General features: G+C 60.4%; 13 protein-coding genes. 10 read left to right on the top strand and 3 right to left on the bottom strand.

The genetic code is table 11. From position 1 onward, the window contains the following. Positions 1-151 precede the first annotated feature (151 nt). Both ftsB and ispD read left to right on the top strand, forming a co-directional pair. Positions 152-430 (top strand): cell division protein FtsB, encoded by a 279-nt coding sequence (gene ftsB, locus KCG88_RS14435; RefSeq protein ID WP_011059544.1) that lies wholly within the window; start codon positions 152-154, stop codon positions 428-430. Then, on the top strand, positions 427-1,134 hold the full coding sequence (gene ispD / locus KCG88_RS14440; RefSeq protein WP_019093200.1) for a 2-C-methyl-D-erythritol 4-phosphate cytidylyltransferase: 708 nt from the start codon (positions 427-429) through the stop codon (positions 1,132-1,134). The genes ftsB and ispD overlap by 4 nt, the downstream gene beginning before the upstream one ends. A gap of 91 nt (positions 1,135-1,225) precedes the next feature. Here the strand turns inward: ispD and KCG88_RS14445 are convergent, their stop codons facing one another. Then, positions 1,226-2,125 carry a LysR substrate-binding domain-containing protein gene (locus tag KCG88_RS14445; protein WP_047284122.1) on the bottom strand — a complete coding sequence of 300 codons (900 nt, stop codon included), beginning with the start codon at positions 2,123-2,125 and terminating at the stop codon, positions 1,226-1,228. A gap of 104 nt (positions 2,126-2,229) precedes the next feature. Between KCG88_RS14445 and KCG88_RS14450 the strand changes: the two genes are divergently transcribed. The 8 genes from KCG88_RS14450 to rpoS all read left to right on the top strand — a co-directional run bounded on the left by KCG88_RS14450 (position 2,230) and on the right by rpoS (position 9,457). Continuing rightward, entirely contained in the window at positions 2,230-3,342 is a 1,113-nt protein-coding gene (locus tag KCG88_RS14450; protein ID WP_011059547.1) for an S-(hydroxymethyl)glutathione dehydrogenase/class III alcohol dehydrogenase, read from the top strand. Positions 3,343-3,429: 87 nt separating this feature from the next. Next, positions 3,430-4,275: an S-formylglutathione hydrolase gene (gene fghA, locus KCG88_RS14455; protein ID WP_210712584.1), complete on the top strand. Its 846-nt coding sequence runs from the start codon at positions 3,430-3,432 to the stop codon at positions 4,273-4,275. Between the two features lie 52 nt (positions 4,276-4,327). Further along, positions 4,328-4,801, top strand: coding sequence for a 2-C-methyl-D-erythritol 2,4-cyclodiphosphate synthase (ispF, locus tag KCG88_RS14460; RefSeq protein ID WP_011059549.1), 474 nt, complete (start codon positions 4,328-4,330; stop codon positions 4,799-4,801). Next, positions 4,798-5,856: a tRNA pseudouridine(13) synthase TruD gene (truD, locus tag KCG88_RS14465; protein WP_047284124.1), complete on the top strand. Its 1,059-nt coding sequence runs from the start codon at positions 4,798-4,800 to the stop codon at positions 5,854-5,856. The genes ispF and truD overlap by 4 nt, the downstream gene beginning before the upstream one ends. Continuing rightward, positions 5,844-6,593 (top strand): 5'/3'-nucleotidase SurE, encoded by a 750-nt coding sequence (gene surE / locus KCG88_RS14470; RefSeq protein WP_047284125.1) that lies wholly within the window; start codon positions 5,844-5,846, stop codon positions 6,591-6,593. The genes truD and surE overlap by 13 nt, the downstream gene beginning before the upstream one ends. Before the next feature lie 41 nt (positions 6,594-6,634). Continuing rightward, the gene (locus tag KCG88_RS14475) at positions 6,635-7,270 is read left to right on the top strand and encodes a protein-L-isoaspartate(D-aspartate) O-methyltransferase (protein WP_169892832.1); all 636 of its coding nucleotides are present in this window, start codon (positions 6,635-6,637) and stop codon (positions 7,268-7,270) included. Between the two features lie 212 nt (positions 7,271-7,482). Continuing rightward, entirely contained in the window at positions 7,483-8,343 is an 861-nt protein-coding gene (locus KCG88_RS14480) for a peptidoglycan DD-metalloendopeptidase family protein (protein ID WP_047284126.1), read from the top strand. A 106-nt stretch (positions 8,344-8,449) separates the two neighbouring features. Beyond that, complete coding sequence (gene rpoS, locus KCG88_RS14485; protein ID WP_011059554.1) at positions 8,450-9,457, top strand: RNA polymerase sigma factor RpoS; 1,008 nt, start codon at positions 8,450-8,452, stop codon at positions 9,455-9,457. 513 nt (positions 9,458-9,970) lie between these two features. Here the strand turns inward: rpoS and fdxA are convergent. Both fdxA and mutS read right to left on the bottom strand, forming a co-directional pair. Then, on the bottom strand, positions 9,971-10,294 hold the full coding sequence (gene fdxA, locus KCG88_RS14490) for a ferredoxin FdxA (protein ID WP_011059555.1): 324 nt from the start codon (positions 10,292-10,294) through the stop codon (positions 9,971-9,973). Positions 10,295-10,437: 143 nt separating this feature from the next. Next, positions 10,438-13,017 (bottom strand): DNA mismatch repair protein MutS, encoded by a 2,580-nt coding sequence (mutS, locus tag KCG88_RS14495; RefSeq protein ID WP_210712585.1) that lies wholly within the window; start codon positions 13,015-13,017, stop codon positions 10,438-10,440. Positions 13,018-13,052: the final 35 nt, after the last annotated feature.

Consider the following 13,052-nt stretch of genomic DNA (forward strand, 5'->3'; position numbering starts at 1 on the left):
CCGGATTGTGTCGGGAAAATCGCTACAGCGAGTTTTTTGCCACTAATCTGATGCCTTAAGAGCACAAGCCTGGGTCTTCCAGGCTTCGTGCTATCAGTAGGTCCGAAGTTGTTGGCATGGCTGTCTTTTTTCACTGGATACCCGATATTCGATGCGCAGTCCCAATTGGTTGTTCCTGGTCTTGCTCTTGCTGCTGGCTGGCTTGCAGTACCGCCTGTGGGTGGGGAACGGCAGCTTGGCCCAGGTTGCTGACCTGACTCAGCAGATTGCCGACCAGCACGCTGAAAACGAGCGTTTGCTGGAACGAAATCGCGTACTCGATGCGGAAGTCATGGAGCTGAAAAAAGGCATGGAGACCGTGGAAGAACGGGCTCGCCATGAGTTGGGTATGGTCAAGGAGGGTGAAACCCTCTACCAGTTGGCCCAATGAGCGACGTATTGCCGGCCTTCTGGGCCGTGATTCCTGCCGCGGGCGTTGGGGCCCGCATGGCCGCGGACCGCCCCAAGCAGTACCTGCAACTGGGCGGACGCACAATTCTTGAACACAGCCTGGGCTGTTTTCTCGACCACCCCGGCCTCAAGGGGCTGGTGGTCAGCCTGGCGGTTGATGATCCTTACTGGCCGGCCCTGGCTTGCGCCCATGATTCGCGGATCCAGCGGGTCGAAGGTGGTGCTGAGCGTTCCGGCTCGGTGCTCAATGCCTTGCTCCATCTGCACGCCCAGGGCGCTGCCGATGACGACTGGGTGCTGGTTCACGATGCCGCCCGGCCCAATCTTTCCCGGGATGACCTGGACAAACTGTTGGGTGAGTTGGTGGATGACCCTGTGGGGGGGCTGCTCGCAGTTCCGGCCCGGGACACCCTGAAACGTGTGGACAAGCACGGTCGAGTGCTGGAAACCGTTGACCGCAGTTTGATCTGGCAAGCCTACACACCGCAGATGTTCCGCCTCGGTGCCCTGCATCGTGCCCTGGCCGACAGCCTGGTAGCCGATGTGGCGATCACTGATGAGGCTTCGGCGATGGAATGGGCCGGCCAGGCGCCGCGTCTGATCGAAGGCCGCTCGGATAACCTCAAGGTCACCCGTCCCGAAGACCTGGAATGGTTGCGCCAGCGCTGGTCCAACCGCCGCTGACTGCTGGCTTGCGCTGCGCCTTGTAGCCGCTGGTGCAGGCTGCGAACGATTTTTGAGGCCCTGCGGGCCTTTTCGCAGCCTGCGGCAGCGGCTACAAATCGCGGTATTCCGGGCGCTGCGCCAGGCCTTGTTTCAGATAATCCACCAGTTTGCGCACCTTCGGTGACAGATGCCGTTGCTGCGGGTAAAGCGCCCAGACTGCGGTGTTGGGCGGCTGGTGAGCTTCCAGCAAGGAAATCAGCGTGCCGTTCTGCAGGTGCTCCAGGACGTAGTAGTCCGGCAACTGGCACAGCCCCACCCCTTGCAAGGCCGCGTCCAGCACCGCCTGCCCGCTGTTGCAGCGCCAATTACCCTGCACCCGTTGCGAGAATTCGCGCCCATCGACTTCCAACTGCCAGATATCCGAGCTGCCGATCAGGCAGTTGTGCCGGCTCAATTCCGACAGGCTGTGCGGGCGTCCATAACGTTCCAGATAGGAGGGCGAGGCGCATAGGTACATGCGGCGTGGGGCCAGGCGAGTGGCGACCAGGCGCGAGTCCTGCAGGCGCCCCAAGCGAATCGCCAGGTCCAGCCCTTCGTGCACCAGATCCAGGGGGCGGTTGCTGAGCTCTATATCCACTCGCAACTGCGGATAAAGGCTCATGAACCGGGTAACCAGCGGCACGATAAAGCGCTCGCCGTAGGCCACTGCACAGGTCATGCGCAGCATGCCCTTGGGCTCGCTGGTCAAGTCCCCCACGGCCCGCAGGGCCTCCTCGCGACCATCCTGCAAGCGTTGGCAATGCTGGAGAAAGGTCTGCCCGGCCTCGGTCAGGGTCACCCGGCGGGTACTGCGATACAGCAGGCGAGTCTGCAAGCGTTCCTCGAGCCGCGCCACCTGACGGCTGATATGGGACGAAGAAACCCCCAGGCGCTCGGCGGCGGCGGTGAACTGGCTGCATTCGGCGACCGCGACAAATTCGTCGATACCTTCCCAACGGTTGTCATTCATTGATTGTCCCCATACAGCAATAATGTTTTGCTTTTGCCTGGATTATTCATCGCATTGCGCTGTTTTACACTCTGCGCCTCGTTTTTATTCGCTGGAGAGTCAGGATGATCAAGTCACGTGCTGCCGTAGCCTTCGAGGCCAAGAAGCCGCTGGAAATCGTCGAAGTGGATGTCGCCATGCCCAAGGCGGGCGAGGTGCTGCTGCGGGTCGTCGCCTCCGGCGTCTGCCACACCGACGCCTACACCCTGTCCGGCGCCGACCCGGAAGGCATCTTTCCGGCGATCCTCGGCCACGAGGGTGGTGCAGTCGTAGAAGCAGTGGGCGAGGGCGTGACCTCGGTGGCTGTGGGTGACCATGTGATTCCGCTGTACACCCCGGAGTGCGGCAAGTGCAAATTCTGCCTGTCGGGCAAGACCAACCTCTGTCAGGCCATTCGTGCCACCCAGGGCAAGGGTCTGATGCCTGATGGCACCACGCGCTTTTCCTACAAGGGCCAGCCCATTTTCCACTACATGGGTACCTCGACATTCTCCGAGTACACCGTGCTCCCGGAAATCTCCGTGGCCAAGATCCCCAAGGAAGCGCCGCTGGAAAAGGTCTGCCTGCTGGGTTGCGGCGTGACCACCGGGATCGGGGCGGTGATCAACACCGCCAAGGTCAAGGCCGGTGATACCGTGGCCATCTTCGGCCTCGGTGGCATTGGCCTGTCGGCGGTCATCGGTGCGGTCAAGGCCAAGGCCGGGCGCATCATCGCCATTGATATCAACCCGGCCAAGTTCGAGATCGCCAAGCAACTGGGCGCCACCGATTGCGTCAATCCCAAGGATTTCGATCGTCCGATCCAGGAGGTCATTGTCGACATGACCGACGGCGGCGTGGATTTCTCCTTCGAGTGCATCGGCAATGTGCAACTGATGCGTGCGGCCCTGGAGTGCTGCCACAAGGGCTGGGGCGAATCGGTAATCATCGGCGTGGCCGGTGCCGGCCAGGAAATTTCGACCCGTCCCTTCCAGTTGGTGACTGGTCGCGTATGGCGTGGTTCGGCTTTCGGTGGCGTGCGCGGGCGCAGCGAGCTGCCGAGCTACGTGGAAATGTCCCAGACCGGCGAGATCCCCCTGGATACCTTCATCACCCACACCATGGGCCTGGAAGATATCAACAAGGCGTTCGACCTGATGCACGAGGGCAAGAGCATTCGCTCCGTCATTCACTTCTAAGAGCAGCGGCAAGCGGCAAGCCACAGGCGCCAAGCGGGAGTTCCCGCTTGCGGCCCATGGCTTGCGACGTGCCGCTGGAGGTCTGCCATGAGTCTGGAAAACCTTTCTTGCCAGAAAAGCTTCGGCGGCTGGCATAAACGCTACAAGCATCATTCCCAGGTGCTGGGCTGTGACATGGTGTTCGCCGTGTATTTGCCGCCCCAGGCCGAGCAGGGCGGCAAGCTGCCGGTGCTTTACTGGTTGTCCGGCCTGACCTGTACCGACGAGAACTTCATGCAAAAGGCCGGGGCTCAACGCATGGCTGCCGAGCTGGGCTTGATCATCGTCGCTCCGGATACCAGCCCGCGTGGCCCCGGCGTCCCTGGTGACCCGGACGGTGCCTGGGATTTCGGTCTGGGGGCCGGGTTCTACCTGAACGCGACGCAGGAGCCCTGGGCCCAGCATTACCGGATGCACGATTATGTGGTGAACGAGCTGCCGGAGTTGGTGGAGGCGCATTTTCCCGCTTCGCACAAGCGTGGGATCAGCGGGCATTCCATGGGCGGCCACGGGGCCTTGGTGTGCGCGCTGCGTAATCCGGGGCGCTATCAGTCGGTTTCGGCCTTCGCTCCCATCAGCAACCCGATGGATTGCCCCTGGGGGCAGAAGGCGTTTTCCCGTTACCTGGGGGAGGAGCGCTCACGCTGGCGCGAGTGGGATGCCAGCGTTTTGATCGCCGAGGCCACCGAGAAGCTGCCGTTGCTGGTTGATCAGGGGGATCGTGACGACTTTCTCGCCGGCCAGCTTAAGCCTGAAGTGCTGCAGCAAGCGGCAAAGAACGCCGGGCATGAGCTGACGTTGCGGATGCAGCCGGGGTATGACCACAGCTACTTCTTTATCGCCAGTTTCATAGACGACCACTTGCAGCACCATGCACGTGCTCTTAACGCCTAATACCCGCCAAAGCAGGTAGAATCACGCCCTGACTTTTTCGGGGCGTTTTTTTATGCGTATTGGCCACGGCTACGATGTGCACCGTTTCGCTGAGGGCGATTTCATCACGTTGGGGGGGGTGCGTATTGCCCACCATTTCGGGCTGCTCGCGCACTCCGATGGTGATGTGCTGTTACACGCGCTCAGTGATGCCCTTCTGGGCGCTGCGGCGCTGGGTGATATCGGCAAGCATTTTCCGGACACCGATCCGCAATTCAAGGGCGCCGACAGCCGTGTCCTGCTGCGTCATGTTGTCGCGCTGATTCATGCCAAGGGCTGGAAGATCGGCAACGTCGACAACACCATCGTCGCCCAGGCACCGAAAATGGCACCTCACATTGAAACCATGCGGGCCTTGATTGCCGAGGACCTGCAGGTCGAGCTGGACCAGGTGAACGTGAAGGCAACCACCACCGAAAAACTCGGCTTTGTCGGCCGTGAGGAAGGCATCGCCGTGCATTCCGTGGCCTTGTTGCAACGCCCATGAATGAACTGCAATTGTTGGGTCCGCGGGCCTATGGCGATGCCCTGGGCAGCGCCATACTCAAGGCCACTGCCGAAGACTTCCAGGTTGACGAAGTACTCGATATCCCGCTGAGCGGGGAAGGCGAGCATCTGTGGCTGTGGGTGGAAAAACGCGGCTTGAACACCGAGGAAGCGGCGCGACGGATTGCCAAGGCGGCGGGGGTGTCGTTGCGCACCGTCAGCTATGCCGGGCTCAAGGATCGTCAGGCACTGACTCGCCAGTGGTTCAGTGTGCAACTGCCGGGCAAGGCCGACCCGGATCTTGGCGCAGCGGAAAACCACACTCTGAAGATTCTCAAGGCCACCCGCCATAAGCGTAAATTGCAGCGCGGGGCTCATGCCGCCAATGGCTTTACCCTGCGCCTGACAGAGCTCAAGGCGGATCAGGCTGCCATCGATGAGCGCCTGAAGTGCATTGCCGCTCAAGGTATTCCCAACTATTTCGGCGCCCAACGCTTCGGCCACGACGGTGGCAACCTGGTGGACGCCCGTAGCTGGGCTGCCCGCCAGGCGCTGCCGGAGCAGCGCAATGTGCGTTCGCGCCTGCTGTCCACCGCCCGCAGCTACCTGTTCAACCAGGTGCTGGCGGCGCGAGTGGCGGACGGCACTTGGCAGCAGGCGCAAGTGGGCGACTTGCTGGCATTTACCGACAGCCGCAGTTTTTTCATGGCCGGTCCGGATGAATGCTCGGATCCGCGCCTGGCGATTCTAGACTTGCATCCCACTGGTCCATTGTGGGGCGAAGGCGAGTCTGCGGCGGGTGGTGCGACTCATGAACTTGAACAGCAGGTGGCCGACCGCGAGGCGGCGCTGTGCGAATGGCTGATAAAAGCCGGCATGAGCCACGAACGACGCATCCTGCGGCTGCCCATTGGCGGTTTGACGTGGCATTATCCCGAGCCTGATATTCTGCAACTGGAATTCGTCCTCCCGGCCGGATGTTTCGCCACCGCCTTGGTGCGTGAACTCGTCGATCTGGTGCCGGTGGGGCAGACGGACAGCTCATGCGCATTCTGATTTCTAACGATGATGGGGTAACTGCACCCGGTATCGCGGCGTTGCACGCTGCGCTGGCGGATTACGCCGAGTGCGTGGTTATCGCTCCGGATCAAGACAAAAGCGGCGCCAGCAGCTCGCTGACGCTCGACCGTCCGTTGCATCCGCATACCCTTGGCAACGGCTTTATCAGCATCAATGGCACCCCCACCGACTGTGTTCACCTGGGGCTCAACGGCCTGCTGGAGCATGACCCGGACATGGTGGTGTCGGGCATCAACCTGGGGGCCAACCTCGGTGATGACGTGCTGTATTCCGGGACGGTCGCCGCGGCATTGGAAGGGCGCTTCCTGCAACGCCCTGCGATCGCCTTTTCACTGGTCTCGCGCCAGGTGGAGAACCTTGCGACCGCAGCCTATTTCGCGCGCAAGCTGGTGCAAGCCCAGGGCTTGCTGGATTTACCACCACGGACGGTGTTGAACGTGAATATTCCCAACCTGCCGCTTGATCATATTCGGGGCATCCAACTGACCCGCCTGGGCCATCGCGCCCGTGCTGCGGCACCGATGAAGGTGGTGGACCCCCGCGGCAAGGCGGGTTACTGGATCGCTGCCGCCGGCGACGCCGAGGATGGCGGGCCCGGCACCGACTTTCATGCGGTGATGCAGGGCTATGTATCGGTCACGCCGCTGCAGCTGGATCGCACCTTCAATGAGGCGTTCAGGAGCCTGGATGGCTGGTTGGAGGGGCTGCGCTGATGGCTCGCGAGCAAGACGACCTGCTGCGGCGGGGAATCGGCATGACTTCCCAGCGTACCCGCGAACGCCTGATCCAGCGCCTGTATGACGAGGGGCTGTCCAACCCTCAGGTGCTGGAAGTGATTCGGCGCACACCGCGGCATCTGTTTGTCGATGAGGCCCTGGCCCATCGTGCCTATGAAGACACGGCACTGCCGATCGGCCACAACCAGACCATCTCCCAGCCTTATATGGTGGCCCGCATGAGCGAGCTGCTGCTGGCGGCCGGGCCGCTGGACAAGGTGCTGGAGATCGGCACCGGCTCGGGCTACCAGACGGCGGTGTTGTCGCAACTGGTGGAGCGGGTGTTTTCGGTGGAGCGGATCAAGGTCCTGCAAGACCGGGCCAAGGAGCGCCTGCAGGAGTTGAACCTGCGCAACGTCGTATTTCGCTGGGGCGATGGCTGGGAAGGCTGGCCGGCGCTGGCACCTTATAACGGCATCATCGTCACTGCCGTCGCCACCGATATCCCCCAGGCCCTGCTCGATCAACTCGCGCCTGGCGGGCGCCTGGTGATTCCGGTGGGGGCAGGGGAGGTGCAGCAGCTGATGCTGATCATCCGTGAAGAACAGGGCTTTGCCCGGCACGTCCTGGGGGCGGTGCGTTTTGTGCCGTTGCTCAATGGTCCCCTGGCCTGAAGGCATTTATCAGGCTGGGGTGAATTCTGTCCGGCGGGCTGTGTCTTAGTGCCGTATCGATCGTCAATGAGTGATGCGACGGTCAGAGGCAGGTTCTTGCGGCTCTCCTTGTGCTGGGCCAGCGGTAAAGCGCCTGTGTCCAGTTATACTTGCGTCACTTCACGCCTGAGTCAGGCAATCTATATCGTCAACCACCACAAAGGGAGCGGCGGGTGAGTCTCACAGTCATTGCGCAGCGTATAGGTACAACAAGCTTTCAGCGACTGATGATTGGCCTTGCCTTGAGTTCCTTGTTGGTCGGTTGCTCCAGCACCAAATCCAGCAGCGTGGGGGTGGTCGAGCGCAGTAACACTGTTGCGCCGCAGCGTCCTACGGTGACCACCGGGCAGTACGCCGTGCGTCGTGGAGACACCTTGTTTTCCATTGCCTTCCGCTATGGCTGGGACTACAAGGCGCTGGCCGCTCGTAACAACATCGCCGAGCCCTATACCATCCATCCCGGGCAGGTCATTCGCTTTGACGGCCGCACTGGTACTACGCCGGCGACGGTCGTTACCAGCACCCAGTCCAGTGCCTCTTCTTCCAGCAAGACCACGGTCATTCGTCGCCCGGCAGGCGCCACGACAACGCCTGCAACGGTCACCACCACCAGCCCAGCGAGCAAACCAGCGCCTGTTCCGGTTACGCCCGCAGGCCCCGCTCCTACCGGTTGGGGCTGGCCTTCGAACGGTGTTCTGATTGGAAAATTTTCTTCAAACGGTAGTTTGAATAAAGGCATTGATATCGCCGGAGATTTGGGACAGCCTGTTTTAGCTGCGTCTGATGGGACGGTGGTTTACGCCGGGAGTGGCTTAAGGGGCTACGGCGAATTAGTCATCATCAAACACAACGAAACCTACGTCAGTGCTTACGGCCACAACCGCAAGCTATTGGTTCGGGAGGGACAGCAGGTCAAAGTCGGACAGACAATTGCCGAGATGGGATCAACTGGTACAGACCGGGTGAAACTGCACTTTGAGATTCGCCGACAAGGTAAACCTGTAGATCCGCTGCAATTCCTGCCACGTCGTTGATCCGTTACCAGCCTGTTCCGCTCACGTAGAGGGAACAGGCTCCAGCGTTGCCAGGGATAAAGGCGCCGCTTGAGCCTGAGGTCGAACTCACCAAAGGACTATAACAATGGCTCTCAGTAAAGAAGTGCCGGAGTTTGACATCGACGATGAGGTTCTCCTTATGGAGAGCAGCATCGATATGGATTCGATGTCGAATAATGAGGGGGCAACTCCACCTTCCGTTCGCACCAAATCCAAAAGCTCCGCTTCATTAAAGCAACACAAATACATTGATTACACGCGAGCACTCGATGCGACGCAGCTGTACCTCAATGAAATCGGTTTTTCTCCATTGCTCTCCCCCGAAGAGGAAGTGCACTTTGCTCGGTTGTCGCAAAGTGGTGATCCGGCCGGGCGCAAGCGCATGATTGAAAGCAACTTGCGGCTGGTGGTGAAAATCGCCCGGCGCTATGTCAATCGTGGCCTGTCGCTGCTGGACCTGATCGAAGAGGGCAACCTCGGGCTGATCCGAGCGGTGGAGAAGTTCGATCCGGAACGCGGTTTCCGCTTCTCGACCTATGCCACCTGGTGGATTCGTCAGACCATCGAGCGGGCCATCATGAATCAGACCCGGACCATCCGGCTGCCGATCCATGTGGTCAAAGAACTCAACGTCTACTTGCGCGCCGCCCGTGAGCTGACGCAAAAACTCGATCATGAACCCTCCCCCGAAGAAATCGCCAACCTGCTGGAGAAGCCGGTGGCCGAAGTCAAACGCATGCTCGGCCTGAACGAGCGGGTTTCTTCGGTTGATGTCTCCCTGGGCCCGGATTCGGACAAGACCCTGCTGGATACCCTGACCGACGACCGCCCGACAGATCCTTGTGAGCTGTTGCAGGACGACGATCTGTCACAAAGTATTGATCAGTGGCTTTCCGAATTGACCGAGAAGCAGCGCGAAGTGGTGGTTCGACGCTTCGGCCTGCGAGGACACGAGAGCAGTACCCTTGAAGATGTGGGCCTGGAGATCGGTCTGACCCGTGAACGGGTCCGGCAGATCCAGGTTGAAGGTCTCAAGCGCCTTCGGGAGATTCTCGAGAAGAATGGATTGTCCAGTGAGTCGCTGTTTCAGTAGCCGCTGGATCGATTCACAAGAGCCCCGATCGACTCGGGGCTTTTTATTGCATGCAGGTTTTGATTTTGAATGGGCTATTGCCAACGAAGTTGGCTTAACTCTCAACCGTCATGTAAGCCAAAGATTACTTTTTCGTACGCATTCGGTTCTCGGCCACTTCTGCGTTGTCTAGTTTTGCGTAGGCTGTTTTTTATGTTGTTGATTTATATAATATTTTTTAAGAGTGACTAAGGGTTTTGACAAAGTTTCACACCAATAGTGCGATTGCTCTTGCCGGGGAACTCTTTAATATCAGTCCTGTGTCGACGGATAGACACAACCATCAAGGACGATGGTCAGGACATCGCAGGAAGCGATTCATCAGGACGATGAAAAGGAACACAGGGACTAGGGAAAAATGTGGGCGGGTCATACCGCCCCTTTTTTTCGTCTGTCGAAAAGTCCCGCGGGTGTTTCCTTGCCCCAGAAACGCAAAAAGGCCCGCAAGGGGCCTTTTGGGAACGCGGGGGGGAATCAGCGTTCGAGATCCTTGATCTTGCCTTTGACACCATCCCACTCTTCGGCATCCGGCAACGGATCTTTCTTTTCAGTGATGTTCGGCCAGATCTCTGCCAGCTCGACGTTCAACTGAATGAATTCTTGCATCTCTTCCGGGACTTCATCCTCGGAGAAAATCGCTACAGCGGGGCATTCAGGCTCACACAGTGCGCAGTCAATGCACTCATCCGGGTGAATCACCAGGAAGTTCGGGCCTTCGTAAAAGCAGTCCACCGGACAGACTTCTACGCAGTCGGTGTACTTGCACTTGATGCAGTTGTCGGTGACGACGAAGGTCATTTCTAATTCTCTCCTCAGGCGGCGGCAGCGGAGCCCCTACGTGACGGGGTCGCCAGGTTTGGGAGCGATAGTCTGCGCAACCAGGCTAATAGTCCGCAGCATCCCAAACCGCGCGAGATTCTAACAGCTTGAAGGCGTTCGCGTTAGATGCGTGTCTTCAATGTATAGAGCATTTCCAGCGCTCGGCGTGGCGTCATGTCATCCAGATCCAGCTTGGCCAGGTCATCGAGCACCGGGTGCGGCAGGCTGGCGAACATGTCGCTTTGTTGCGGAACCTGGGGTTTGCCCGGTGCCTGAGGCGCCACTTCATGGGGCAAGCTGGTGGTTTCCAGGCGGCTCAAGTGCTCCCGGGCGCGGGTGATGACCGCGCTGGGAACCCCGGCCAGCTGGGCTACCGCCAGCCCATAGCTCTGGCTGGCCGGGCCTGGAAGTACATGGTGCAGGAACACAATGCGCTCATTGTGCTCGGTGGCATTGAGGTGCACGTTGGCCACCAGCGGCTCGCTTTCCGGCAGGACCGTCAGTTCGAAATAGTGGGTGGCGAACAGGGTATAGGCGCGCAGGTGGGCGAGACGTTCTGCCGCAGCCCAGGCCAGGGAAAGTCCATCAAAGGTGCTGGTACCGCGTCCCACTTCGTCCATCAGCACCAGGCTGCGTTCCGTGGCGTTGTGCAGGATGTTCGCGGTTTCGCTCATTTCCACCATGAAGGTCGAACGGCCGCCGGCCAGGTCGTCGCTGGAGCCGATACGGGTGAAGATCCGGTCCACCAGGGACAGCTCGCAGCTCGCCGCAGGGACGAAACTGCCGATATGGGCCAGCAGCACGATCAGGGCCGTCTGGCGCATATAGGTAGATTTACCGCCCATGTTCGGGCCGGTGATCACCAGCATCCGCGTGTTGTCGTCCAGGCTCAGGTCGTTGGCCACGAACGGCGTGGTCAACACTTGCTCCACCACCGGGTGACGACCCTGGGTGATGCGCATGCAAGGCTCGCTGACAAAACGTGGGCAGTTGAGGTCCAGGTTCAAGGCGCGCTCGGCCAGGTTGCTCAGTACGTCCAGCTCAGCCAGGGCACCAGCGGTATCCTGCAACGGCGGCAAATGGCTGATCAGGGTTTCCAGCAGCGCGTCGTAGAGCATCTTTTCCCGGGCCAGGGCACGGCTCTTGGCCGATAGCGCCTTGTCTTCGAACTCCTTGAGTTCCGGAGTGATGAAGCGCTCGGCGCCTTTCAATGTCTGGCGGCGAATGTAGTCTGCCGGGGCTTGTTCGGCCTGCTTGCTTGGCAGCTCGATGAAATAGCCATGGATACGGTTGTAGCCGACCTTGAGGTTGGCCAGGCCGGTACGGGCTTTCTCGCGGACTTCCAGGTCAATCAGGAACTGTCCGGCGTTCTCGCTCAGCGACTGCAACTCGTCGAGCTCGGCGTCGTAGCCAGTCTTGAGTACACCGCCGTCACGGATCACCGCCGGCGGGTTGTCGATGATGGCCTTGGCCAGCAGAGCGGCCAGTTCCGGGTAGGTGCTGGTGGTGGCGGCCAGCTGATTGAGGTGAGCGGCCTCTAGCTCGGTCATGGCTTCTTGCAGCTCCGGCAGTGCGGCCAGGGCATCACGTAGGCGGGCCAAGTCCCGTGGACGGGCATTGCGCAGGCCGATCCGCGCCAGAATCCGCTCGATATCGCCGATTTCCTTCAACTGCGGTTGCAGCCGTTCGAAACGGTAGCCGTCCAGCAGGCAAGTAATAGAGGACTGGCGCGCTTCCAGGACCTTGAGGTCGCGCAGCGGGCGGTTCAGCCAGCGGGTCAGCAAACGGCTGCCCATGGCGGTCTGGCAACGGTCGACCACCGATTGCAGGGTGTTGTCGCGCCCGCCCGCCAGGTTGGTGTCCAGTTCCAGGTTGCGACGGCTGGCGCCGTCCAGCACCACGGTGTCATCCAGGCGCTCATGACGCAGGCTGCGCAGGTGGGGCAGGGCGGTACGCTGGGTTTCCTTGGCATAGGCGAGCAGGCAACCGGCGGCGCCGATGGCCAGGGTCAGGGTTTCGCAGCCAAAGCCCTTGAGGTCCTGGGTAGAGAACTGCTGGCAGAGGCTCTTGTGCGCCGAGTCCCGCTCGAAATCCCAGGGGGCACGGCGTCGCACACCGCGGCGTTTTTCCGCCGGCAAGCCTTGTGGCCAGTCATCGGGGATCAAAAGTTCCACTGGGTTGATCCGCTCCAGCTCGGCCAGCAGGTTCTCCCAGCCCTTGATCTCCAGGACGCTGAAGTTGCCGCTGGTGATGTCCAGCACCGCCAGGCCGAACAGACGCTCGTTGCCCAGCACGGCGGCGATCAGGTTGTCGCGGCGCTCATCCAGCAGAGCCTCGTCACTCACGGTGCCTGGCGTGATGATACGCACCACCTGGCGTTCCACCGGGCCCTTGCTGGTCGCCGGGTCCCCCACCTGCTCGCAGATCACCACCGACTCGCCGAGCTTCACCAGTTTGGCCAGGTAACCCTCAACCGAGTGGTAGGGAATGCCGCACATGGGAATCGCCTGGCCCGCCGACTGCCCGCGCGCCGTCAGGGTGATGTCCAGCAGCTTGGCGGCCTTCTTCGCGTCTTCATAGAAGATCTCGTAGAAGTCGCCCATGCGGTAGAACATCAACTGATCAGGGTGCTGGTTCTTGAGGCGCCAGTACTGCTGCATCATCGGCGTGTGGGAGGACAGATCGGAGGTATTTTTACTCATCGGTATTCAGGCGGATTCGTTGAATGGGTGAAGCA

This window comes from Pseudomonas sp. MWU349, assembly GCF_017947325.1.
Classification (GTDB): Bacteria; Pseudomonadota; Gammaproteobacteria; order Pseudomonadales; family Pseudomonadaceae; genus Aquipseudomonas; species Aquipseudomonas protegens.